18 protein-coding genes are annotated in these 19,871 nt (G+C 70.6%); 9 read left to right on the forward strand and 9 right to left on the reverse strand.

All coding sequences use genetic code 11. The features are described 5' to 3' along the window. Positions 1 to 757 (forward strand): dolichyl-phosphate-mannose--protein mannosyltransferase (locus tag KIK05_RS42510; RefSeq protein WP_504740209.1); only part of this gene is annotated, 757 nt, incomplete at its 5' end. A 123-nt stretch (positions 758 to 880) separates the two neighbouring features. Continuing rightward, positions 881 to 2,200: a hypothetical protein gene (locus KIK05_RS42515; RefSeq protein ID WP_214416597.1), complete on the forward strand. Its 1,320-nt coding sequence runs from the start codon at positions 881 to 883 to the stop codon at positions 2,198 to 2,200. A gap of 15 nt (positions 2,201 to 2,215) precedes the next feature. On the opposite strand, the gene KIK05_RS42520 is transcribed toward KIK05_RS42515, so the two are convergent. Together KIK05_RS42520 and KIK05_RS42525 are read right to left on the reverse strand one after the other, a co-directional pair. Further along, positions 2,216 to 3,736 carry a sugar ABC transporter ATP-binding protein gene (locus KIK05_RS42520; protein ID WP_214416598.1) on the reverse strand — a complete coding sequence of 507 codons (1,521 nt, stop codon included), beginning with the start codon at positions 3,734 to 3,736 and terminating at the stop codon, positions 2,216 to 2,218. A gap of 316 nt (positions 3,737 to 4,052) precedes the next feature. After that, positions 4,053 to 4,880, reverse strand: a complete 828-nt coding sequence (locus KIK05_RS42525) for a DeoR/GlpR family DNA-binding transcription regulator (protein ID WP_214416654.1) — start codon at positions 4,878 to 4,880, stop codon at positions 4,053 to 4,055. Positions 4,881 to 5,120: 240 nt separating this feature from the next. Between KIK05_RS42525 and KIK05_RS42530 the strand changes: the two genes are divergently transcribed. The 5 genes from KIK05_RS42530 to KIK05_RS42550 all read left to right on the forward strand — a co-directional run bounded on the left by KIK05_RS42530 (position 5,121) and on the right by KIK05_RS42550 (position 12,519). Continuing rightward, complete coding sequence (locus tag KIK05_RS42530; protein WP_214416599.1) at positions 5,121 to 7,715, forward strand: PA14 domain-containing protein; 2,595 nt, start codon at positions 5,121 to 5,123, stop codon at positions 7,713 to 7,715. A gap of 87 nt (positions 7,716 to 7,802) precedes the next feature. Then, positions 7,803 to 8,882, forward strand: coding sequence for an ABC transporter substrate-binding protein (locus tag KIK05_RS42535; RefSeq protein ID WP_214416600.1), 1,080 nt, complete (start codon positions 7,803 to 7,805; stop codon positions 8,880 to 8,882). Positions 8,883 to 8,903: 21 nt separating this feature from the next. After that, a complete protein-coding gene (locus KIK05_RS42540; protein ID WP_250564381.1) occupies positions 8,904 to 10,547 on the forward strand; it encodes a sugar ABC transporter ATP-binding protein in 1,644 nt (547 codons plus the stop codon). After that, positions 10,544 to 11,512 carry an ABC transporter permease gene (locus KIK05_RS42545; protein WP_214416602.1) on the forward strand — a complete coding sequence of 323 codons (969 nt, stop codon included), beginning with the start codon at positions 10,544 to 10,546 and terminating at the stop codon, positions 11,510 to 11,512. Before KIK05_RS42540 ends, KIK05_RS42545 begins: the two co-directional genes overlap by 4 nt. Beyond that, positions 11,509 to 12,519 (forward strand): ABC transporter permease, encoded by a 1,011-nt coding sequence (locus KIK05_RS42550; RefSeq protein ID WP_214416603.1) that lies wholly within the window; start codon positions 11,509 to 11,511, stop codon positions 12,517 to 12,519. Before KIK05_RS42545 ends, KIK05_RS42550 begins: the two co-directional genes overlap by 4 nt. A gap of 143 nt (positions 12,520 to 12,662) precedes the next feature. Here the strand turns inward: KIK05_RS42550 and KIK05_RS42555 are convergent, their stop codons facing one another. Next, the gene (locus tag KIK05_RS42555; protein ID WP_250564382.1) at positions 12,663 to 12,938 is read right to left on the reverse strand and encodes a hypothetical protein; all 276 of its coding nucleotides are present in this window, start codon (positions 12,936 to 12,938) and stop codon (positions 12,663 to 12,665) included. Positions 12,939 to 13,242: 304 nt separating this feature from the next. Continuing rightward, entirely contained in the window at positions 13,243 to 14,436 is a 1,194-nt protein-coding gene (locus KIK05_RS42560; RefSeq protein ID WP_214416604.1) for an FAD-dependent oxidoreductase, read from the reverse strand. Between the two features lie 268 nt (positions 14,437 to 14,704). Here KIK05_RS42560 and KIK05_RS42565 point away from each other — a divergent pair, with 268 nt between their 5' ends. Beyond that, the gene (locus KIK05_RS42565; protein WP_214416605.1) at positions 14,705 to 15,349 is read left to right on the forward strand and encodes an SRPBCC family protein; all 645 of its coding nucleotides are present in this window, start codon (positions 14,705 to 14,707) and stop codon (positions 15,347 to 15,349) included. Between the two features lie 76 nt (positions 15,350 to 15,425). Here the strand turns inward: KIK05_RS42565 and KIK05_RS42570 are convergent, their stop codons facing one another. Together KIK05_RS42570 and KIK05_RS42575 are read right to left on the reverse strand one after the other, a co-directional pair. Continuing rightward, positions 15,426 to 16,634, reverse strand: coding sequence for a Cmx/CmrA family chloramphenicol efflux MFS transporter (locus tag KIK05_RS42570; RefSeq protein ID WP_214416606.1), 1,209 nt, complete (start codon positions 16,632 to 16,634; stop codon positions 15,426 to 15,428). Between the two features lie 237 nt (positions 16,635 to 16,871). Next, positions 16,872 to 17,444, reverse strand: a complete 573-nt coding sequence (locus tag KIK05_RS42575; RefSeq protein ID WP_214416607.1) for a TetR/AcrR family transcriptional regulator — start codon at positions 17,442 to 17,444, stop codon at positions 16,872 to 16,874. 154 nt (positions 17,445 to 17,598) lie between these two features. On the opposite strand from KIK05_RS42575, the gene KIK05_RS42580 reads away from it, so the two are divergent. Beyond that, positions 17,599 to 18,018, forward strand: coding sequence for a DoxX family protein (locus KIK05_RS42580; RefSeq protein ID WP_214416608.1), 420 nt, complete (start codon positions 17,599 to 17,601; stop codon positions 18,016 to 18,018). A gap of 78 nt (positions 18,019 to 18,096) precedes the next feature. Here KIK05_RS42580 and KIK05_RS42585 read toward each other — a convergent pair whose 3' ends face one another. From KIK05_RS42585 to KIK05_RS42595, 3 genes are all read right to left on the reverse strand, one after another. Next, positions 18,097 to 18,477 (reverse strand): hypothetical protein, encoded by a 381-nt coding sequence (locus KIK05_RS42585; RefSeq protein WP_214416609.1) that lies wholly within the window; start codon positions 18,475 to 18,477, stop codon positions 18,097 to 18,099. After that, complete coding sequence (locus tag KIK05_RS42590; RefSeq protein WP_214416610.1) at positions 18,474 to 19,031, reverse strand: MarR family winged helix-turn-helix transcriptional regulator; 558 nt, start codon at positions 19,029 to 19,031, stop codon at positions 18,474 to 18,476. The genes KIK05_RS42585 and KIK05_RS42590 overlap by 4 nt, the downstream gene beginning before the upstream one ends. 317 nt (positions 19,032 to 19,348) lie before the next feature. Beyond that, on the reverse strand, positions 19,349 to 19,750 hold the full coding sequence (locus KIK05_RS42595; RefSeq protein ID WP_214416611.1) for a nuclear transport factor 2 family protein: 402 nt from the start codon (positions 19,748 to 19,750) through the stop codon (positions 19,349 to 19,351). Between the last annotated feature and the right edge of the window lie 121 nt (positions 19,751 to 19,871).

Genomic DNA, 19,871 nt, shown 5'->3' on the forward strand with positions numbered 1-19,871 from the left:
CCGCCCCTACGGGTCGGCGCTGCGCCAGGACGCCCCCACCGCCCTGCTCCCCATGGCCCTGGTGCCCGCTCTCACCTATCTGGTGTCCTGGACCGGCTGGTTCGCCACCCCCTACGGCTGGGGCCGCAACTGGGCCCAGGCCACGTCGAGCGGGCCCTTCTTCTTCGTCTTCGACTCCCTGCGGTCCTGGTGGAACTACCACACGCAGGTGCTGAGCTTCCACACCGGCCTCGCCTCCGGGCACCCGTACCAGTCGTGGCCCTGGCAGTGGCCGCTGCTGCTGCGCCCGGTGGCGTTCTTCTACGAGAGCCCGGGCGGCTGTGGTGCGGACAAGTGCTCCCAGGCGGTCCTCGGCGTCGGCACGCCGGTCATCTGGTTCGGCGCGGTCATCGCCCTCATCGCGCTCATCGCCTGGTACGTCTCCACCCGCGACTGGCGCGCCGGCGCCGTGCTGCTGGCGTACGCCGCCGGGATCCTGCCCTGGGCCTACTACGCCGTCTCCGACCACCGCACGATGTTCCTGTTCTACATGGCCCCCCTGGTGCCGTTCATGGCGCTGGCGATCACTCTCGTCGCGGGGCTGGCCATCGGGCCGGTGAACGCCTCGCCGCTGCGCCGCACGATCGGAGCCTCGCTTTCGGGTGCCTTCGTGCTCATCGCCCTGGTTAACTTCTGGTGGCTGTACCCCGTTATCTCCGCCGAGGTCATCCCCTACCACGATTGGTACAGGCGCATGCTGTTCGAACGCTGGATATGACGTCCCCCGAGTCCGCACAACCCAGCCCTTCTGCTCTTTCTGGTCTTACAGGTAGGTGACGTGGAAATCGTCCGTGGCGGTGGCCGTCGTCAGGGCCCGGCCCTATACGGCAGACTGCGAGGCATGCCTGCACCCGACGTGGCCGCGCTCCTGAGCGAGCTGGAGCGGTCCCAACCGGACGTCGCCGACGACGCCAGGGTGGCCGTCGAATGGCTGATCGGCGGTGAGCCCCTTGAAGCGATCACCCAGCTCGACGTGTGCGAATTCCTTTGGTACACGCTGCCGCTGAAGGTCACCGGCGACCAGGCCGCCATCGTCCGGGCCCTGGGCGCGCTGCTGCGGCTCGGCGGCATGGAGCGCTACGCCGCGCTGTGCGCCTCGCCCACCACCTCCCAGATCCTGCGCACCTACACCCGCGAAGGCGACGAGGCCGGGACGGCGGCCTACCAGCGTGCGCTGGCCGCCACCGGAGTGCTGCCGCCCGACGTGCCCGAGCTGCGCTGGAGCTCGATCATGGGGCCCGAGGAGGTGGGCGCCCACCTCGCCTGCTCGGCCGCGCTGGAGCTCGCCGTCGTCTCCGGCGAGCTCGACCCCGAGGGGAACGAGCGGAAGCAGCGCGCCGAGGGGCTGACACGCCGCTGGCTCACCGAGTCGCGCACCGAGCTCGGCGGCGACAACTGGCTCAACCGCGTGCACGGCGAGCGCCTCAATCGATGGGTGCTCGGCCGCGGCGCCGCCCGCCGCGAGCTGGCCCAGCCGTTCGAGGTGCGCCTGCACGCCCCGATCCCCACCCCCGAGGACCACCGTTTCGAAGCCCTGTGCTGGCTGCTGGAGCTGGCGAGCCGGCCCGAGGGGGTGCCGCTCACCAAGCGGCACAACATCGTCCGCGCCCTCGCCGCCGAGGCCGCCGAGCGGTTCGGCTGGCGGGCGGGCGGCGTACGCGGCGAGGGCGACGTCATGGCCCTGCGCACGCTGCGCCTGGTCGCCCAGCACGAGATGGGGGCGCTGGCCCGTACCGGCCGCAGGCTCCTGATCACCGAGGCGGGCCGGCGGCTGCTCGCCGACCCGGCCGCGATGTGGCGGGCGGCCACCACCGCGCTGCTGACGCCCGCGACGGGCGAGCACGAGATGGAGATCTCGGTGCGCGAGGTCGGCCTCATGATCATGGCCGACGGCAGGGAGCTGGCCTGCGGCCCGCTCGCCGAACGGGTCACCGAGGTCGTCGTCGGCGAGGGCTGGCGTACGGCCACCCCGGCCGACGTGGTGGGCCCCCTCGCCGAATTACGTCATCGCCTCGAGGCGTTCGATCTGTGCGTCTCCTCCCCCTCACCCTCCCCCGCGGGGCACCCCCCGGCCACGCTGACCCCCGCAGGTCGCGCCGCCGCTCTCACCGCGCTGCGCGGCCAGGCCCTGCGCCCCCGCCAGTACGTCACCCTGACGTAGGGGCACGGCCCACGGTCACCCGATGGCGCCGCTCCCGGCCGGGGCCGCGATCGCCGACATGATGTTGTCCTCGGTGACCTCCCACCCGGTCAGCTCGCGCACGACCGCGCCCTCGCGCAGGACCACCACCCGGTCGCAGTTCTCCACGAGCTCGGCGACGTCCGAGGACACCAGCAGGACGGCCAGCCCGTCCACGGCGAGCTCGTCGATGAGGGTCTGCATCTCGGCCCGGGTGGGAAGGTCGACGCCCTGGCTCGGCTCGTCGAGGAGCAGCACCTTGGGGTTCATCGCGAGCCAGCGGGCGAGCAGCACCTTCTGCTGGTTGCCCCCCGACAGTTCCCCGGCCCGCTGCGCCGGGGAGACCGCCTTGATGCGCAGCCGCCGCATGAACGTCGCGACGATGCGATCCACGCGGGCGTCGGAGACGATGCCGACGCGCGACAGGCGGGGCAGCGCCGCGAGGGCGATGTTGTCGCGCACCGAGAGGCTCGGCACGATGCCCTCCGACCTGCGGTTCTCCGGCACCAGCCCGACACCCGCCCTGATCGCGCTCCGGACCGACCAGTCGCGCAGCGGGATGCCGGCCACCGTCACCTGCCCGGTCTCCACGGGCTCCACCCCGGCAAGGGCGCGGGCGGTCTCGCTGCGGCCGTCGCCGAGCAGCCCGCCGAGGCCCACCACCTCGCCCGGCCGGAGGGCGATGGAGATGCCGGCGAGCACGTGGCGGCGGCGCAGATCCGTCGCCTCCAGCACGGGCAGGTCCCCCGGCTCGTCCGCCGGTCCGTCACCGGGGTCGGCCGCCGGGGACGGCGGGTGGTACGGCCTGCCGAGCATGAGCGAGACCAGCCTGAAGCGGTCGAGCCCGTCCATGGTGCCGGTGTGCACGACCTTCCCGTCGCGCAGGACGGTGACGCGGTCGCAGACGCGGTAGAGCTCTTCGAGACGATGGCTGACGTAGACGACCGACCGTCCGCTCTCCCGCAGCCCGGCGATCACGCCGAACAGCGCCTCCACCTCGCCGGGTTCCATCGACGTCGTCGGCTCGTCCATCACCACGATCCGGGCGCCGGTCGAGGCGGCACGGGCGAGGGCCACCATCTGCTGGGTCCCGGCGGGCAGCGACCCCACCGGGCGGCGGACGTCGACGCGCAGGCCGTACCCGGTGAGGATCTCCTCGGCCTCGGCGTGCATCCGGGCGAAGTCGATCAGCCCGAACCGGCCTCGCGGCTCCCTGCCGAGGAAGACGGTGCGGGCGACGCTCAACTGGGGGGCGAGGCCGTCCTTCTGGTAGATGGTCGCGACACCGGCGCGCAGCGCCTGGAGCGGCCCGGCGAAGCTCACGGGTTCCCCGAACAGGCGCAGTTCGCCGCCGTCGGGGCGGCACACGCCGGAGAGCACGTTGACGAGGGTGGACTTCCCGGCGCCGTTCCCGCCGATGAGCGCGTGCACCTCGCCCTCGGCGACGGACATCGAGACGTGGTCGAGGGCGCGAACGCCGGGGAAGCCCTTGGTGACGCCCGCCACCTGGAGGGCCATGCCGCCGCCTGTCACAAGCTTCCTCCCCGGACGAGGTGCCTGGGCGAGGGGAATGCCTCGTTGAGACCGATGGTGATCGGAGATGGAAACAACCGCGTAACAGAAGGAAACTTATCCCGTCACGGTCGATCAAAACCAGTCACCCGGCCACCTCCCACTCGGCGCCACGTCAACGGCACGCGGCACGGCGAGGCCGGACACCGACTACGGCGGCCGGGACCCACCGCCCCTGTGCTGTCCTTGATCGGCGCCGGGTCGGCGAGAACGTGGTACGGCGAAGGCGGCGCCGTTGTGCGGCGGGTGGCCTGGTCGGTTCTCAGACGGCTCGGGCGACGTGGAGGCGGACGCCTCGCCCGGTCAGTTCGTCGAGGACGTCGCGGGGGGCCGCGTCGTCGGTGACGAGGTGGTCGATCTGCTCGGTGGGCACCGTCTGCACCATCGTGTCGATGCCGATCTTGGTGTGGTCGGCGAGCACGACGACCTCCTCGGCCGCCGCCGCGAGCGCGCGGTCGACGCTCGCCACCTGGAGATTCGGCGTGGAAAGACCGCGCTCGGCGGTGAGGCCGTTGCCGGAGATGAAGGCCCGCCGCACGCGCAGGCCCGCGAGCGACCGTTCGGCCGCGCTGCCGACCAGGGCGAGGATCGACCCGCGCAGGGTGCCGCCGGTGAGCACGACCTCGACGCGCGGCGACCCGGCCAGCGCCTGGGCGACCAGCAGGGAGTTGGTGACGACGGCGAGCTCGGTGTTGCGGGTGAGCCTGCGGGCGAACTCGTGGGTGGTGGTGCCGGGGCCGATCACGATGGCGTCGCCGTCCTCCACGAGTGAGGCGGCGAGATCGGCGATGATGTTCTTCTCGACGGAGGCGACCTGGGCCTTCTGGGAGTGGGTGGGCTCCCGCGACAGCTCCCCGGGCAGCGTCGCGCCGCCGTGGTGACGGTTGAGCAGGCCTTCGGCCTCCAGCGCGCGCAGGTCGCGGCGCACGGTGACCTCCGACGACCGCACCGCCTGCGCGAGCTCTCTCAAGGACACCGCGCCGTTGACGCGCACCAGTTCGAGGATGCGCTGCCGGCGTTCGGCGGCGAACACGGGCCGGCGCGCCTCCCCCGGTGCCTCGGCGTCGCCCACGACTCCCCACCCTGTCATCCGTGCCGGACGTTCGTTGACGTGCTCGAATCCGATCATAGTCGGGCACGGGACGCCGCCGCGAGCGGAACGGCGATGACCAGGCGATCGGATCGGTCGTGACCGTTTGAGAACGGTTCCGATCGAAACTCTTGACTCTTTTGGTCCGCCAATGCTTATTTGAGGTCAGCGCGAGGCCGAATCTGTTCGGTTCTGTCCGGAAGCGTCGGCTGCTCGTCCCGTGCGGAAAGGACCCCGTGGATGAATGTCAAAAGACGAAGTCCCCTACTCCTGCTGGCCCTGCTCCTCTGCCTGGCGGGGCAGCTCGCCGCGGTGAGCGGCGCGAGCGCCGCCGACGCCGCCCGGCACGGGCTGCGCGGTGACTACTACCTCAGCACGGCCCCCGGGGCCTTCGACTTCGGCGAGCTCAAGGCGACCGTCGCCGACCCGTCCATCGAGTTCCCCGACCTGGAACCGGTCTTCAAGGACCTCACCGGCCGCGTGGACGACGTCACCGTCCGCTGGACCGGTCAGATCCAGCCGAAGTTCTCCGAGCAGTACACCTTCTCGATGATCGGCGACAACGGCTTCCGCCTGTGGGTCGACGGCAAGCTGCTGATCGACAACTGGGTGGACGTCTGGGACGTCGAGAAGATCGGCACGCCCATCAGCCTGGAGGCGGGCCGGAAGTACGACTTCAAGATCGAGTACTTCGAGCACTACGGCGGCTCCAACCTGCGGCTGCGCTGGCAGAGCGCGAGCCAGCCGAAGGAGATCGTGCCTCCGCAGGCCTTCTACCTCCCCGAGGGCTTCGACCCGCCCGGCCCGAAGTCGGCGGTCGTCGAGCCCGCCGGGGACACCGCGACCCTCGACTTCGGCGCCGACCTCGCCGCGATCCCCGCGGGCACGGCCGAGCACCTCGTCCTGACCGTGAAGGGCACCAAGTGGCCCGTCACCTCGGTCACCCAGGACACCACCCGGCGCTCGGTGATCCGGTTGAAGCTCGGCTTCTCGATCCCCGCCCAGGCGGGCGCCTCCGTACGGCTGTCCTACGACGGCAACGGCGGCCTCGCCTTCGCCGACGGCACGGCGCTGCCGGCGTTCTCCCACGTCCTCGTCGAGAACACCTCGACGTACATCCTGGCGACGAAGTGGGCCAAGGACGTCGACCCCTCCTCGCCGCTCCCCGAGTACCCGCGCCCGCAGCTCACCCGCGACCGCTGGCACAACCTCAACGGCACCTGGCAGTTCGCCGCCGCCAAGCAGGACGAGGCACCGCCGTTCGGGCGCGACCTCGCCGAGAAGATCGTCGTGCCGTATCCGGTGGAGTCCGTCCTGTCCGGGATCGGGCGGCACGAGGAGCGCATGTGGTACCGCCGCACGTTCACCGTCCCGAACTCCTGGAAGGTCCGCGCGGGCGGTGACCGGCTGCTGCTGCACCTCGACGGCGTCGACTGGCAGTCCACCGTGTACGTCAACGGCAAGCAGGTGGGCACCCACAAGGGCGGCTACGGCCGGCACACCGTCGACGTGACCGGCGCGCTGAAGCCCTTCGGCACGCAGGAACTGGTCGTCGGCGTGTACGACCCGACGGACCGGGGCCACCAGCCCGTCGGCAAGCAGACGCTGACCAACGGCGTGATCACCTACACCTCCTCCTCCGGCATCTGGCGGACGGTGTGGATGGAGCCGGCGGCCGCCGCGCACGTCGACGCGCTCCGCCTCACCCCCGACGTGCCGGGCAAGGCGCTGAAGGCCACCGTGGACGCCGCCGGCGCCACCGGCCTCACGGCGGTGCTCACCGCCCGCGCCGGGCACCGCGTCGTGGGCACCGTCAGCGGGCCGGCGGGTACGGAGCTGACCCTGCCGGTACGCGACCCGCGTCTGTGGTCGCCGGACGACCCCTTCCTGTACGACCTGGAGGTCGTGCTGAAGAAGGGGCACAAGAAGGTCGACTCGGTCGGCAGCTACTTCGGGATGCGCTCGATCGCGGTCGGTCAGGTGGACGACGTCGCCCGCCTGCTGCTCAACGGCAAGCCGACCTTCCACATGGGCCCGCTCGACCAGGGCTTCTGGCCCGACGGCCTCTACACCGCCCCGACGGACGAGGCGCTGAAGTACGACCTCGTCCAGACCAAGCGGCTGGGCTTCAACGCGGTGCGCAAGCACGTGAAGGTGGAGCCGGACCGCTGGTACTACTGGGCCGACAGGCTCGGCCTCCTGGTGTGGCAGGACATGCCCTCGATGGCCGGCGACCCGAACGCGCAGGAGAGGGCGCAGTTCGAGGCCGAGCTGAAGGAGATGGTCGACCAGCACCGCAGCGTCCCGTCGATCGTGATGTGGGTGCCGTTCAACGAGGGCTGGGGCCAGTACGACCAGGCCAGGATCGCCGACCTGGTGAAGGGCTGGGACCCCTCCCGCCTGGTGAACAACATGAGCGGCATCAACTGTTGCGCGGCCAGGGACGGCGGCAACGGCGATGTGAAGGACTTCCACACCTACCCCGACCCGGCCGTCCCGGACAAGCCCGTCGACGCGCGGGTGACGGTGATCGGCGAGTACGGCGGGCTGGGCCTGCCGGTGATCGGGCACACCTGGTCCGGCGGCGGCTGGGGCTACGCGGTGGAGTCCGACCCGGTGGCGCTCACCAACCGGTACGTGAACATGGGCAAGGAAGTGCAGCGGCTGGAGAGCTGCAAGGGGCTCAGCGCCGCGATCTACACCCAGACGACCGACGTGGAGACCGAGCTCAACGGCCTGATGACCTACGACCGGGCCGTGACCAAGCCGGACGTCCAGCGCGTCCACGACGCCAACAAGGCCGTCACCGACGGCACGGCGGTCGCCTGCGGCTGACCGGCACCCGGGGAGCGGCCGCCGTCCCGGCCGCTCCCCCTCGCTCGAAACGGGCCCGCAACCAGGCCTGATGGAAAGGGAACGATCATGACCATGGAGCCCGGTCGCCGCGTCCGTACGGCGGCCCTCACCCTCGCCGTGGCGCTCGCGGCCGCCGGCTGCGCGCGGACCGAGCAGACCGCCGCCGCCCCCTCGGCCGGCGACACCCAGGGACAGCAGGTGGTGCAGACCCCCGCCGGGGACGCCGGCCCGACCTGCACCCTGGACAGGTTCGGCGGCCAGAAGTTCGACCTCAAGACCGCCACGGTGGGCTTCTCGCAGTCGGAGAAGGAGGCCAACCCGTTCCGCATCGCCGAGACCAAGTCGATCAAGGACGAGGCGGGCCGGCTGGGCATCGGGAAACTCCGGGTGACCAACGCGCAGTCGCAGTTCTCCAAGCAGATCACCGACGTGCAGCAGCTGATCGCGCAGGGCGCCCGGCTGCTCGTCATCGCCCCGCTGAACTCCGACGGCTGGGAGCCGGTGCTCCAGCAGGCGGCCGCCAAGAAGATCCCCATCATCACGGTCGACCGGAAGATCAACGCCAAGGCGTGCGGCGACTACCTGACGTTCATCGGGTCGGACTTCTACCAGCAGGGCAAGCGCGCCGCCGACCAGATGATCAAGGCGCTGGGCGGCAAGGGGAAGGTCGCGATCCTGCTCGGCGCGCCCGGCAACAACGTCACGACCGAGCGCACCAACGGCTTCAAGGAGCAGATCCAGAAGCAGGCCCCCGGCATCGAGATCTCCTTCGAGCAGACCGGCGAGTTCGCCCGCGAGAAGGGTCAGCAGGTCACCGAGCAGCTCATCCAGTCCAACCCCGACATCAACGGCATCTACGCCGAGAACGACGAGATGGCGCTCGGCGCGGTGACGGCCCTCAAGGGCGCGGGCAAGGAGCCCGGCAACATCAAGATCGTCTCGGTGGACGGCACCCGCAGCGCTGTTCAGGGCATCATCGACGGCTGGCTGTATTCCGTGATCGAATCCAATCCGAGGTTCGGCCCGCTCGCCTTCGAGACGGCCCAGAAGTTCCTGGACGGGCAGCCGATCCCCGACAAGGTGGTCATCTCCGACCGGGAGTACGCCGAGGACACGGCCAAGGCCGGCCTGGACGAGGCCTACTGATCGATGGTGAGGGGGAAGCCGTTGGGCGCGTCCGAACCGGTGGCGGGCCCGGTGCCGCAGGCCGGGCCCGTGCTGGAGGCCGGGCCGGTGCTGGAGGCCGACAACGTCACCAAACGTTTCCCGGGCGTCGTCGCGCTCGACGGGGTGTCGTTCGCCCTGCTCGCCGGCGAGGTGCACGCCCTGGTGGGCGAGAACGGCGCCGGGAAGTCGACCCTGATCAAGATCTTCACGGGCGTCCACCGGCCGGACGGCGGCGAGCTGCGGTACCTCGGTGAGCCCGCCGCCTTCGCCACGCCGCTGGACGCCCAGCGGTCGGGTATCTCGACGATCTATCAGGAGGTCAACCTCGTCCCGATGATGAGCGTGGCCCGCAATCTGCTGCTCGGCCGCGAACCGCGCAACCGGCTCGGCGTCATCGACGCCGCCCGCATGTACGCCGAGGCCGAGCGCCTCCTCGGACGGTACGGCGTGCGGACCGACGTCCGCCGTCCCCTCCGCACGCTCGGCATGGGGGCGCAGCAGATGGTCGCCCTGGCCAGGGCGGTGTCCGTCCGGGCGAAGGTCGTCATCATGGACGAGCCGACCTCCTCGCTCGAACCCCGCGAGGTCGACACGCTGTTCGAGGTGATCAGGCGGCTCCGCGACGACGGCATCGCCGTGATCTACGTCAGTCACCGGCTCGACGAGCTCTACCAGGTGTGCGACCGGGTCACCGTGCTCCGCGACGGGCGGCTCGCGCACACCGGCCCGATGGCCGGCCTGGAGCGGCTCCAGCTCATCTCGCTCATGCTCGGCCGCGACCTCGACGAGGTGCGCAGCGGCGGGGCGACCAGGTTCTCCCGCGAGCAGCACGCCACCTCGGCGGGCGAACCGGGCGAACCGGTCGTGCGGGCCCGCGGGCTCACCCGGCGGCACGTCCTGCGCGAGGTCTCGGTCAGCGTACGGCCCGGCGAGGTGGTCGGCCTCGGCGGGCTCCTCGGGGCGGGCCGCAGCGAGACGGCGAAGGCGATCATGGGGGCGCTGCCGCTCGACGCCGGGGAGGTGGAGGTGGCCGGGCTCGCGCTGCCCCGCGGCTCCACCGCCGCGGCGATCCGCGCGGGCGTCAGCCTCCTCCCCGAGGACCGCAAGGCCGAAGGGATCATTCCGAACCTCTCGGTCCGCGAGAACATCGCCCTGGCCTCCCTCCCCCACCTGGCCAGGGGCGGGGTGGTGTCGGACGCCCGCGTCGACGAGATCGTCGGCACCTACATGCGCCGGCTCCGCATCAAGGCCGCCTCGCCCGACCAGAAGGTGTCGGAACTGTCCGGCGGCAACCAGCAGAAGGTGCTGCTGGCGCGCTGGCTCGCCATGCGGCCCAAGGCGCTGCTGCTCGACGAGCCCACGCGCGGCATCGACGTGGGCGCGAAGGCCGAGGTCCAGGGCCTGATCGACGAGCTGGCGGGCGAGGGCCTGGGCGTGCTGCTGATCTCCTCCGACCTGGAGGAACTCGCGGAGGGCGCCGACCGCATCGTCGTCCTCCGGGAGGGCGCCGTGGTGGCCGAGCTGTCCGGCGCCGATGTGACCGAGGAAGGAATCATGGCCTCCATCGCCGACCATTCCCCGCCGCCCCGGGATCCCCTGCCGGAACCGGCCGGGGACCACTCCGCCGAAGGCGGGCCCCGATGACCGACGCGACGGCCACGGCCCGGGTCCCGAAGGCCGACCGGGCGCGCCTGTTCGCCTGGCTCCAGGAGTACGGCGTGTACGCCGCCGTGCTCGCCCTGCTGCTCCTCAACGTGCTGTTCACCCCGAGGTTCATGGACGTCGCCAACTTCCGCACCCAGCTCGTGCAGGTCACGCCCATCGTGATCGTGTCGCTGGGCATGGCGCTGGTGATCGGGACGCAGGGGATCGACCTGTCGGTCGGGTCGGTGATGGCGATGTCGGCCGCCATGGTGGTGCTCTACCTGGGGTACGGCGTGGTGCCCGCCGTGCTCGTGGCGCTCGTCGCGGGCGCCGTCGTCGGGGCCGCGGGCGGCTCACTGGTCGCGTACGTGGGCGTACAGCCCATCGTCGCCACGCTCGCGCTCCTCGTGGGCGTGCGCGGGCTGGCGAACGTGCTCGTGCCGCAGCTGATGGAGTTCCGCAACCCCGATCTGATCGCGCTCGGCAGCAGCTCGGTCGCGGGGGTCCCGATCATCGTGATCGTGGCGGCGGCGCTGACCCTCGTCGTGGCCTTCCTCGTGCGCCGGACGACGTTCGGCCGCCAGGTGGTCGCCATCGGCGGGAACCGTACGGCGAGCGAGCTGTCCGGACTGCCGGTGAAGCGGGTGCTGCTGACCGTCTACATCATCTCGGGCGTGCTCGCCGCGCTGGCCGGGGTCCTCGCCACCGCCCGGCTGCAGGCGAGCGACCCCACTTCGCTCGGGCTGTTCATCGAGCTGTCGGCGATCACCGCCGTGGTGGTCGGCGGCACCCCGCTGGCGGGCGGGCGGATCAGGGTCTTCAGCACCGTCATGGGGGCCCTGCTGATGCAGCTGCTCTCCGCGACGCTCATCAAGCACAACCTGCCCCAGTCGTGGACGCAGATGGTCCAGGCGGTCATCATCCTCGCCGCCGTGTACGTCACCCGGGAGCGTGGGACCCGATGACCGATTCGACAGTGTCCCCCAAGCTGCGGGCCCCGGCCGTACGGACGGTGGGCGCCGCCCGCCGGGAGCGGCTGGGGCACCTCCTCCAGCACCACGGCGCCCTGATCGTCCTGGTGGCCCTCGTGGTCTTCGGCAGCGTGGCCTTCGACTTCTTCGCCAGCGCCGAGAACCTGGCGAGCATCGTGGTCTCGTCGTCGTTCCTCGCCCTCATCGCCCTCGGCATGACGTTCGTGATCATCAGCGGCGGCATCGACCTGTCGGTCGGGTCGCTGTTCGTCCTCGGCGGGGTGCTGGCGGCGTACGGCTCGCAGGCCGGCGCCGCGGTGGCGCTGCTGCTTCCCCTGGTGGTGTGCGGACTGGTCGGCCTCGTCCAAGGGGTGATCATCGCCAGGACCGGCATGGCGCCCTTCATCGTGACGCTGGCCGGCCTCCTCGGCGTGCGCGGCCTGATGCTGGCGATCTCGAACGAGGGCGCGACCACCTACCTCGTCAAGGACACGGCCTTCGCCCGTCTCGGCCAGGGAGAGCTGTTCGGCCTCACCTACCCGGTCTACATCACCGCGGTGCTGGCGGTGCTCGGCATGCTCCTGCTGCAACGCACCGGTTTCGGGCAGAACGTCTTCGCGATCGGCGGCAACGAGCAGGCGGCCACCTTGATGGGCGTGCCCGTCGCCCGGACCAAGATCATGGTGTATCTCATGTCGGGCCTGCTCGCCGGGCTCGCGGGCGCGCTGAACGCGGCCCGGTTGTCCTCCGGCGTCACGATCCTGGGGATCGGGCTGGAGCTGGACGCGATCGCCGCGGTGGTCATCGGCGGGACGCTCCTGACCGGCGGGGCGGGCAGCGTGACCGGGACGATCTCCGGCGTGCTGCTGCTCGGGGTGATCCAGAGCCTCATCAACCAGGTCGGCGACCTCACCTCGTCGTTCCAGCAGGTCGTCAGCGGCGGCTTCCTCGCCCTGGTGGTGATCGCCCAGCGCCTGCTCAGCAAGGCCCAGCGCCTCTGATTCCCTGTGCCGGACGCCGGGGAGGCGGGCCGGCGGGAGCGCGTCCCGCCGGCCGACGCCGGTCCCGTTCTCCGCACATCGCCCTCATCCGCCTGCGTCGATCACTGATGATCAGGGAGATCCGGGTCGTGCGGAGTACAGGTCTAGATTCCTGCGGGCACCCGGCCGCCGAAGCGGCGGCTCATGCGCTCCCCACGCTCCTCCATGGGCTGACCGGAGATCATCTCCTCCCGGGTCTCCTCGAGCCGGAGGGCGACCCCGAGCGCGAAGAAGGTCGGCGCCCATTCGCCGACGAACAGCCCCCAGCGGTCGGCGCGGGCGATGTCGCCTTCGTACTCCTTGGACAGCAACCAGGAGATGAACGACGCGCCGACGGACATCACCCCGGCGGTGTACATCATGCCGGAGCGTATGCCCATCCTGTGGAGTGTCCTGATCATATGCCCCCCTTTATCGCGGCGTCTTTCGCTCCGTTTCCTACCCTTCACGGGGTGGCGTAACGATAAGCGTGAATAGGGGGATAAGCCCTGATCAGGGAAGACGCAAGGCATTGAGATGGCACCCCGTGGCCGTTTCTTCACACCGACCTGCCGGACATTTCCGCGTTATTGACGACGTCCTCCTTTTCCGTGACCCCGCCGATGGAAGGGCATGACCCGAAACAGTCCGGAAGCGGGACGGCGTCCGCGCTCCCGGACTCGTGCCGGGCCGGACGGCAGGGCCTCAGGCCTCGGGCAGGGGATCCTGGCCGAGCAACCGCTGTCCGTTCCTCGCCGACACGCGCACGTTCTCGAAGCCGTACCCGGTCATCGCCGCCTCGTACTCCGCCACCGCGTCGGCGACCGGCTTGCCCCGCGCGGCCACCTCGCCCAGCGCGGCGCCGAGGACGGCGGCGTCGCGCAGGGCGGTGTTGGCGCCGACGCCGCCGGCCGGGCTCATCGCGTGGATCGCGTCGCCGAGCAGGGTGATGTTCGTGGCCGGCCAGGGGTCGATGGGCACGCTGGTCCGCAGGACGAGCGGGAAGATCGTCTCGGTGTCCCAGTGCTCGATGATCCGGCGGACCCGGGGGTGCCAGCCTTCGATCATCTCCAGCGTCATGGCCTGGAGTTCGCTCCCCGACATCGCGCGCAGTCCGTCGTCGTCACAGGGCAGGAACTCCGGACGCGCGCCGAACGTGCAGGTCATGTAGTCCTGCGTGTCGGGCAGTGGCACCTCCGGGGCGAGCCGGGCAGCCGCCTGAGCGGGCGGCTCGGGGAACCGTACCGGGGCCACTCCGACGAAGTTCCGGTTCGGCCCGATGATCGGGGTGAACACCGCGAACATCTCGTCCAGGAACAACCCGCGCGTCTCCGCGGTCAGCGGGACCTTGCCGTACAGCTGCCGCAGGCCGGTGTCGACGATGCGGGCCTGCGGCAGGTACTGCTCGCGCACCGGGGAGTTCACCCCGTCGGCCGCGACGAGCACGTCGCCGACCGCCGCCGTGCCGTCGGAGAAGTACGCGGTGACGCGGCCGTCGGCGTTCCTCTCGAAGTGGGTGTACCGCTTGCCGAAGGAGGCGACGCGCTCGACGCCCGCCAGGAGGATCCGCCGCAGCACCAGCCGGTCCACGGCGAGGTGGACGTCGTCGCCGGACGGCTCCAGCATGGCCGGCCGTCCGAGGTTGTGGTCGAAGACGGGCGTGCTCGTGCGCGGGGTGCCGGAGGTGGCGAGGAACAGCTCGTACAGGTGCTCGGGCAGGTTCCGCGCCAGCGCGCGGGCGCCGTGGCCGTCGATGTGGATGCGGTAGCCCTGCCGGCGGGAGGTCAGAGAGTCGTCCCGTTCGTACACGCTGACGTCGACGCCCTGCCGGAGGAGCCCCTGCGCCAGGCACAGCCCGCCCAGCCCGGCGCCGATGATGATGACATGCGGATGCGGCATCGCAACCGTCCCTTCCTCGGAGCATGACAGAGAAAGGGACGCACAGGTCACATCTCACCGAGATGTGGTGTTCAACGCGATGCGCCGCCCGGACTAACCCATACCGGACCGTGGTCTTCGCGCGTCCTCCACCGGGAGGCTAGCACCGGGGTGGCGGCCTCGGTAAGCGGTGCAAACTTTTCTCTGCGTCTTCCGCTCAAAGGGCGGTAAATCACGATCACATGCGATAGAAGAGCATTCGCACCTACTGTCGCCTCTTGAGGTATTCGTGAAGAAACTCATCAGACTTCTCGCGGCCCCGCTGGTCGCCGCGACCGTCATCCTCACCGCGATGTCCGCCCCGGCCGGCGCGGACACCACCGAGACCGACGCCGAACTGGCCGCCCAGTGGCAGGCCGCGTGGGACACCTACAAGTTCTACGACACCACTCCCCCCGCGCCGGACTCGGGACGGAGCCGGGCCGTACGCGAGATCTCGATCACGATCGACGCGCCGATCGGCAAGGTGTTCCCCGCCTACTCCAACATCAACAACCACCTCGGCCGGGCCCCGTTCCTCAAGCGCGTGGTCACCTACAAGGACTGGACCCAGGACGACATCCGCACCATCAACTTCACCGCGATCGAGGACATCCCCTACCAGGGCACGATCGTGACCAGCAAGACCCAGGCCCAGCAGCGCATCCACCGCGACGAGCTCTACTACGAGACCGACACCTGGTCCGAGCCGAACGTCGTCACGCACCAGAAGATCACGTTCACTCCCGTGCCGCTCGGCAGGACCACGGTCACCGAGCGTCTCACCTTCGACGCGGACGCCTCGCTGATCGACTTCGTCGCCGACAACGGCGCCGGCGCGCACCAGCAGACCCAGGTGGCCCTGAAGCAGGCGATCGAGAGCGGCCGGCTCTGATCCCTGTTCTCGACGACCCTCCGGCCCGGGAACGGCGCCGGACGACCGGGGTCCGCTCACCGAGCGGACCCCGGTTTCAGTTTCCGGCGACCGGCGAGCACTCGGGGACGGCCGCGGCGCCGGCGTCGGCCGTACGGGAGCGAGTGCTCCGCAGGACGCCGGCCGCGACCGTACCGAGCCCGGCCACGCCGAGCGCCGCGCCGATCCAGGCCACCGACGGATACCCGGCGCCCGCGTCGATCGCCAGGCCACCGAGCCACGGTCCCGCGGTGATCCCGACGTTGAAGGCCGAGACGTTCGTGGCGGCGGCCAGCGTCGGGGCCCCGTCCGCCAGGCTGAACACCCGCGTGTTCAGCGCGGGGTTGACGAAGAACCCGAACGCGCCGAGCAGGAAGACCAGCGGGACGGCGAGCGCGGGGGTGCCGCCGGCCAGGGCCAGGCCGGCCGAGACGACGACGGCCCCCGCGATCCCGAGGTAGAGCGTGCCGACCGGGTGCGCGTCGGCCCTGCGGCCGCCGATCGTGATGCCGATGAGCGCACCCGCGCCGTACAGGGCCAGCACCCCGGGCACCCAGCTCGACGGCAGCCCGGTCGTTTCCGTCAGAAACGGCGCGAGGTAGCTGAACGTGACGAGCAGAGCGCCGGTGGCCAGCGCCGTCGTGCCGTACGCCAGCCACAGCCGTGGGGCGGCCATGGCGCGCAGTTCGTCACGCAGCCGAGGGGCACCGGCCCCGCTGGGACGGCCGCCGGGAATGGTGGCGAGCACGCCGATCGTCGCGAGGGCCGAAAGGACCGCCACCGCCCAGAAGGCCGCCCGCCATCCGAGGTGCTGGCCGATGAGCGTGCCCGCCGGGAGGCCGATGATCGTGGCCACGGTGAGGCCGCCCGCGATGATGCTCATCGCCTTGCCCCGCGCGTTCGCGGGCACCAGGCCGACCGCGGTGACCGCGGCGACGGCCCAGAAGCCCGCGTAGACGAACGCGCCCACGATCCGGGTGACGAAGAGCAGCCCGTAGCCCGGCGTCAGCGCCCCGGCGACGTGCGCGAGCACGAAGATCACCAGGAAGGCCAGCAGGGTCGTACGGCGTGGGCTGCGCAGGGTGACGACGGCCAGCACCGGCGCGCCCACGAGCATGCCGATGGCGAAGGCCGAGATCAGCATCCCGGCGTCGGGGATGGAGACCCCGAGGTCGGTGGCGATCTCGGGGAGCAGGCCCGCGAGCATCAGCTCGGAGGTGCCTTGGGCGAATATCGCCAGGCCGAGGATGTAGACGGCCAAGGGCATCGGAGAGCCTCCCTGATATTTTGGATGGATCAGTTCAAAATGAGGGTGAAGAAAGGGATGGTTTACGGCAGGCACGGATCAGCGCGGTGAGCCTCGACGGCGGGCCAGGCCGAGCCGTTCACGTCCGACAGACGTGGGCGCCCCCGGAGCCGGCCGGACCTTCTCGGAACCGCGCCTCAGCGGGCCGTCGGGGCCGTACGCCTCGGCGGCGGGCCGTCGGGGCCGTACCGGGGGCGCTCAGATCGCGCCGAGAGCGGTGGTCGCGATCGCCTCCAACGTGACCCGGTCGGCACCCCCGCGCGCGGCGACGCGCATGCCGCCGATCGTGGCGACGACGAAGTGGGCGAGGGCGAGCGGGTCCTTGCCCGCGTCGATCTCTCCCGCGCGCATCCCCTCCTCGAACGCGACGCGCAGCGCCTCCAGACGCCGCTCCTGGTCACGCCGGAGCAGGGCCGCGATCTCGGGATCGCGCGGCGCCAGCTCGATCACGCTGTTGACCACCAGGCAGCCGAGGGGATCATCGGTGTCCGTCTCGACGGTGTTCCACAGCAGGGCCCGCACCTTCTCGCGTACCGGCAGGTCGCCTTCCAGCAGCTCGAACGTCGGCGCGTTCTTGGAACGCATGTAGCGGCGCAGGGCCTTCTCGAACAGGTCGTGCTTGCTGGTGAAGGTGTTGTAGATGCTGCTGCGGCCCAGTCCGGTGGCCTCGCACAGATCCTGGGTGGAGGTCGCCTCGTAGCCCGCGCTCCAGAACGCGCGCATCGCGGCCTCGACCGCCCGATCCTCGTCGAACATCCTCGGTCGTGCCATGAGCACACGGTAACACGTTTTGGAACGATCAGTGCAATACGGAGTCGACTCGGCAGCGGAAAAATCTTGAAAAGAAATCGGGAGGCGTGTCGATTTCGGGGCGGGCCGGACGACGCGTGGTCAGAGAGCCGATCGAACCGGAAGGGCACCCCTCATGGCCGCCACCCACGCCGCCGCCCCCGTCACCCGCACCCGCATGAGCGCCCTGCGCAGGACACTCTGGGTCCTGCAGATCCTCATCGCCGCCTTCTTGATCATCGCGTCCGCGCTCCCCAAGTTCGCCGGCGAGGCGAACGCGGTGCACACCTTCGACCTGATCGGCTGGGGCCAGTGGTTCCGGTACGTGACCGGCGCCGTCGAGCTCGCCGGCGGGATCGGCCTGCTGATCCCGAGGCTGGCGGGCGCCGCCTCACTCGGCCTCATCGGCCTGATGGCCGGCGCCGCGCTCACCCAGATCCTCGTCATCGAGCCCGCCTGGGCCCTCCTGCCCATCGGGATGGCCGTCGTGTTCGCTCTGGTCGCCCGGGACCGCCGGGAGGAGATCCGCGACCTGGTCCGCTCCGTCCTGCGCTGACCACCCGGCGTTCACGCGAAGACCGAACGGCCGCCCCCGCAGCGGGAGCGGCCTTCGCGCGCTCCCCCGGCCGTCGGATCACAGCTCGATCCGGGCTTTCATCGACTGCCACGGCGAGGCGTCGAAGATGAGCGTGATCGAAATGATCTTGTCGCCGTCCAGGCGGAAGTGCTCGGCGGTGCGCTGGGTGCCGGCCGGCGTCGCGGTGTGCACGTCGTACACGAGCGTCGCCTCGGCTTCCCCGTACAGCTCACTGATGAGGTCGACCCCGGTCACGATCGACACGAAGCCCGGCAGTGTGCCCAGATGTCCCGCCCGATCGTCGGAGCTGATGAACGGGCTCTGGAACCGGAACGGCTCTCCGAGGTGCGCCGCCGCCGCCTCGACGTCGCCCCGGAAGCGCGCCTGGTGATACCCGCGCACAGCGCGGCGAGTCCGCTCCCGGGTTGTGAGGGTCATGACTGGGATCCGATCTGACGGAGATGGTCGGCGAGGCGGTGCTGGTTGGCGGCCAGCCGCAGGCACAGGTCTCGGAAGACGACCAGTTCCTCCGGCGTGAACCCCTGGAACATCGCGCGCATCGCCCGCCGCGACGGCTCGCGGAAGGCGTCGATCCACTCCCGGCCCGCAGGCGTGATCTCGGCCAGGACAGAACGACGATCACTCGGATCCGGAACCCGGCGGACCAGCCCGTCGCGTTCCAGCGTGTCCACCAAGCCGGTGACGTTGCGCGAACTCACCCCCGCGGCGCGGGCCAGATCGCCGATGCTGATCCCCTGGCCGCCGCCACCGAGCCGGACCAGCAGGTCGAGGGCGCCGGCACTGACTCCTCTGCCCTCGGAGCCGTGGGCGCGCATGCGTTCGACGGCGTGGTAGGCGGTACGGACGGCGGCCGCCGCCTCAAGGGACGGCAGCTCGTCCTCACCGCCGGCGAACCGGTCCACCGCCGCCCTGACCCGGGGGTCGTAGAGGAACCCTTCCGGGTCCCGCTCATAGTTATGTACGTTCTTCATAGTTAGATCATAGATTAGTACCTACTTCCGAATCTACTGACGCCCGAGCACGAAGAGGCGCGCGCCGTCCCGACCCGTGATGAATGATGAAGTCACCCGGTCCGCGAGGAGGGGATCACCCGGCATGAGAGCCTCCACAGACGACCACGTCCGCCGCGTCTTCGACAGGCTCGCCGACGGATACGACCGCCAGATGGGCGTGTGAGAGCGCAGGCTGCTGCGGGGCGCTCGCGAGTGGGCGGTCGGCCAGGTCAGGGGACACGTCGTCGAGATCGGGATCGGCCCTCCGGAATGTGAGGCGACGCGCCGCCACGGCCTCACCCGCCCAGGGGCGCCCGGCGTGCGAGGATCTTGCGGTGGCTGATGCGCCATCCCTGGTCCGTGCGCACGGCTGTGTCTTCGTAGGTCACGCTCCCACTCGTGCCGTCCCCGTTGATACCGATTCCCTTGGACAGCGCCCCCACGGTCCCGTCGGTGTTCTCGGTGAGGACGACGTTGGTGACATGGTGACCGACCGAGTTCGACTCGCCCAGAGCCCGCCCGGCCTCGGCGCAGGCCGCCACACCTTTCAGGGGCGGGTAACCAAGATCGGTGATGTCGTAGGTGACGTCCACGGTGAAGACCTCGTCGAGACGGTCGAGCCGCCCGCTGTCGCAGAGATGACCGTGCATGGCGATCAATTCGGTGATGGCAATGCGGTCCTGGTCGGTGAGCGCCATGACGGATTCCTCTCCTGAAGAGCTCGACGAGGGGATGGCGCGGCGAGCCCGCGAACAGCAAACGGGGACCTCCCCGGTTCCCTGCCCACCCTAAGCGGGGAGCTCCCCGTTTTCAATCGCA

The sequence above is a fragment of the Sphaerisporangium fuscum genome (assembly GCF_018531465.1).
Lineage (GTDB): Bacteria > Actinomycetota > Actinomycetes > Streptosporangiales > Streptosporangiaceae > Sphaerisporangium > Sphaerisporangium fuscum.

Bases quoted from the DNA above. Each gene is read 5' to 3' on its own strand.
- KIK05_RS42515 (WP_214416597.1), top strand. From the start codon at position 881: ATGCCTGCACCCGACGTGGCCGCGCTCCTGAGCGAGCTGGAGCGGTCC.
- KIK05_RS42520 (WP_214416598.1), bottom strand. From the start codon at position 3,736: ATGGCCCTCCAGGTGGCGGGCGTCACCAAGGGCTTCCCCGGCGTTCGC.
- KIK05_RS42525 (WP_214416654.1), bottom strand. From the start codon at position 4,880: ATGACAGGGTGGGGAGTCGTGGGCGACGCCGAGGCACCGGGGGAGGCG.
- KIK05_RS42530 (WP_214416599.1), top strand. From the start codon at position 5,121: ATGAATGTCAAAAGACGAAGTCCCCTACTCCTGCTGGCCCTGCTCCTC.
- KIK05_RS42535 (WP_214416600.1), top strand. From the start codon at position 7,803: ATGACCATGGAGCCCGGTCGCCGCGTCCGTACGGCGGCCCTCACCCTC.
- KIK05_RS42545 (WP_214416602.1), top strand. From the start codon at position 10,544: ATGACCGACGCGACGGCCACGGCCCGGGTCCCGAAGGCCGACCGGGCG.
- KIK05_RS42550 (WP_214416603.1), top strand. From the start codon at position 11,509: ATGACCGATTCGACAGTGTCCCCCAAGCTGCGGGCCCCGGCCGTACGG.
- KIK05_RS42555 (WP_250564382.1), bottom strand. From the start codon at position 12,938: ATGGGCATACGCTCCGGCATGATGTACACCGCCGGGGTGATGTCCGTC.
- KIK05_RS42560 (WP_214416604.1), bottom strand. From the start codon at position 14,436: ATGCCGCATCCGCATGTCATCATCATCGGCGCCGGGCTGGGCGGGCTG.
- KIK05_RS42570 (WP_214416606.1), bottom strand. From the start codon at position 16,634: ATGCCCTTGGCCGTCTACATCCTCGGCCTGGCGATATTCGCCCAAGGC.
- KIK05_RS42575 (WP_214416607.1), bottom strand. From the start codon at position 17,444: ATGGCACGACCGAGGATGTTCGACGAGGATCGGGCGGTCGAGGCCGCG.
- KIK05_RS42580 (WP_214416608.1), top strand. From the start codon at position 17,599: ATGGCCGCCACCCACGCCGCCGCCCCCGTCACCCGCACCCGCATGAGC.
- KIK05_RS42585 (WP_214416609.1), bottom strand. From the start codon at position 18,477: ATGACCCTCACAACCCGGGAGCGGACTCGCCGCGCTGTGCGCGGGTAT.
- KIK05_RS42590 (WP_214416610.1), bottom strand. From the start codon at position 19,031: ATGAAGAACGTACATAACTATGAGCGGGACCCGGAAGGGTTCCTCTAC.
- KIK05_RS42595 (WP_214416611.1), bottom strand. From the start codon at position 19,750: ATGGCGCTCACCGACCAGGACCGCATTGCCATCACCGAATTGATCGCC.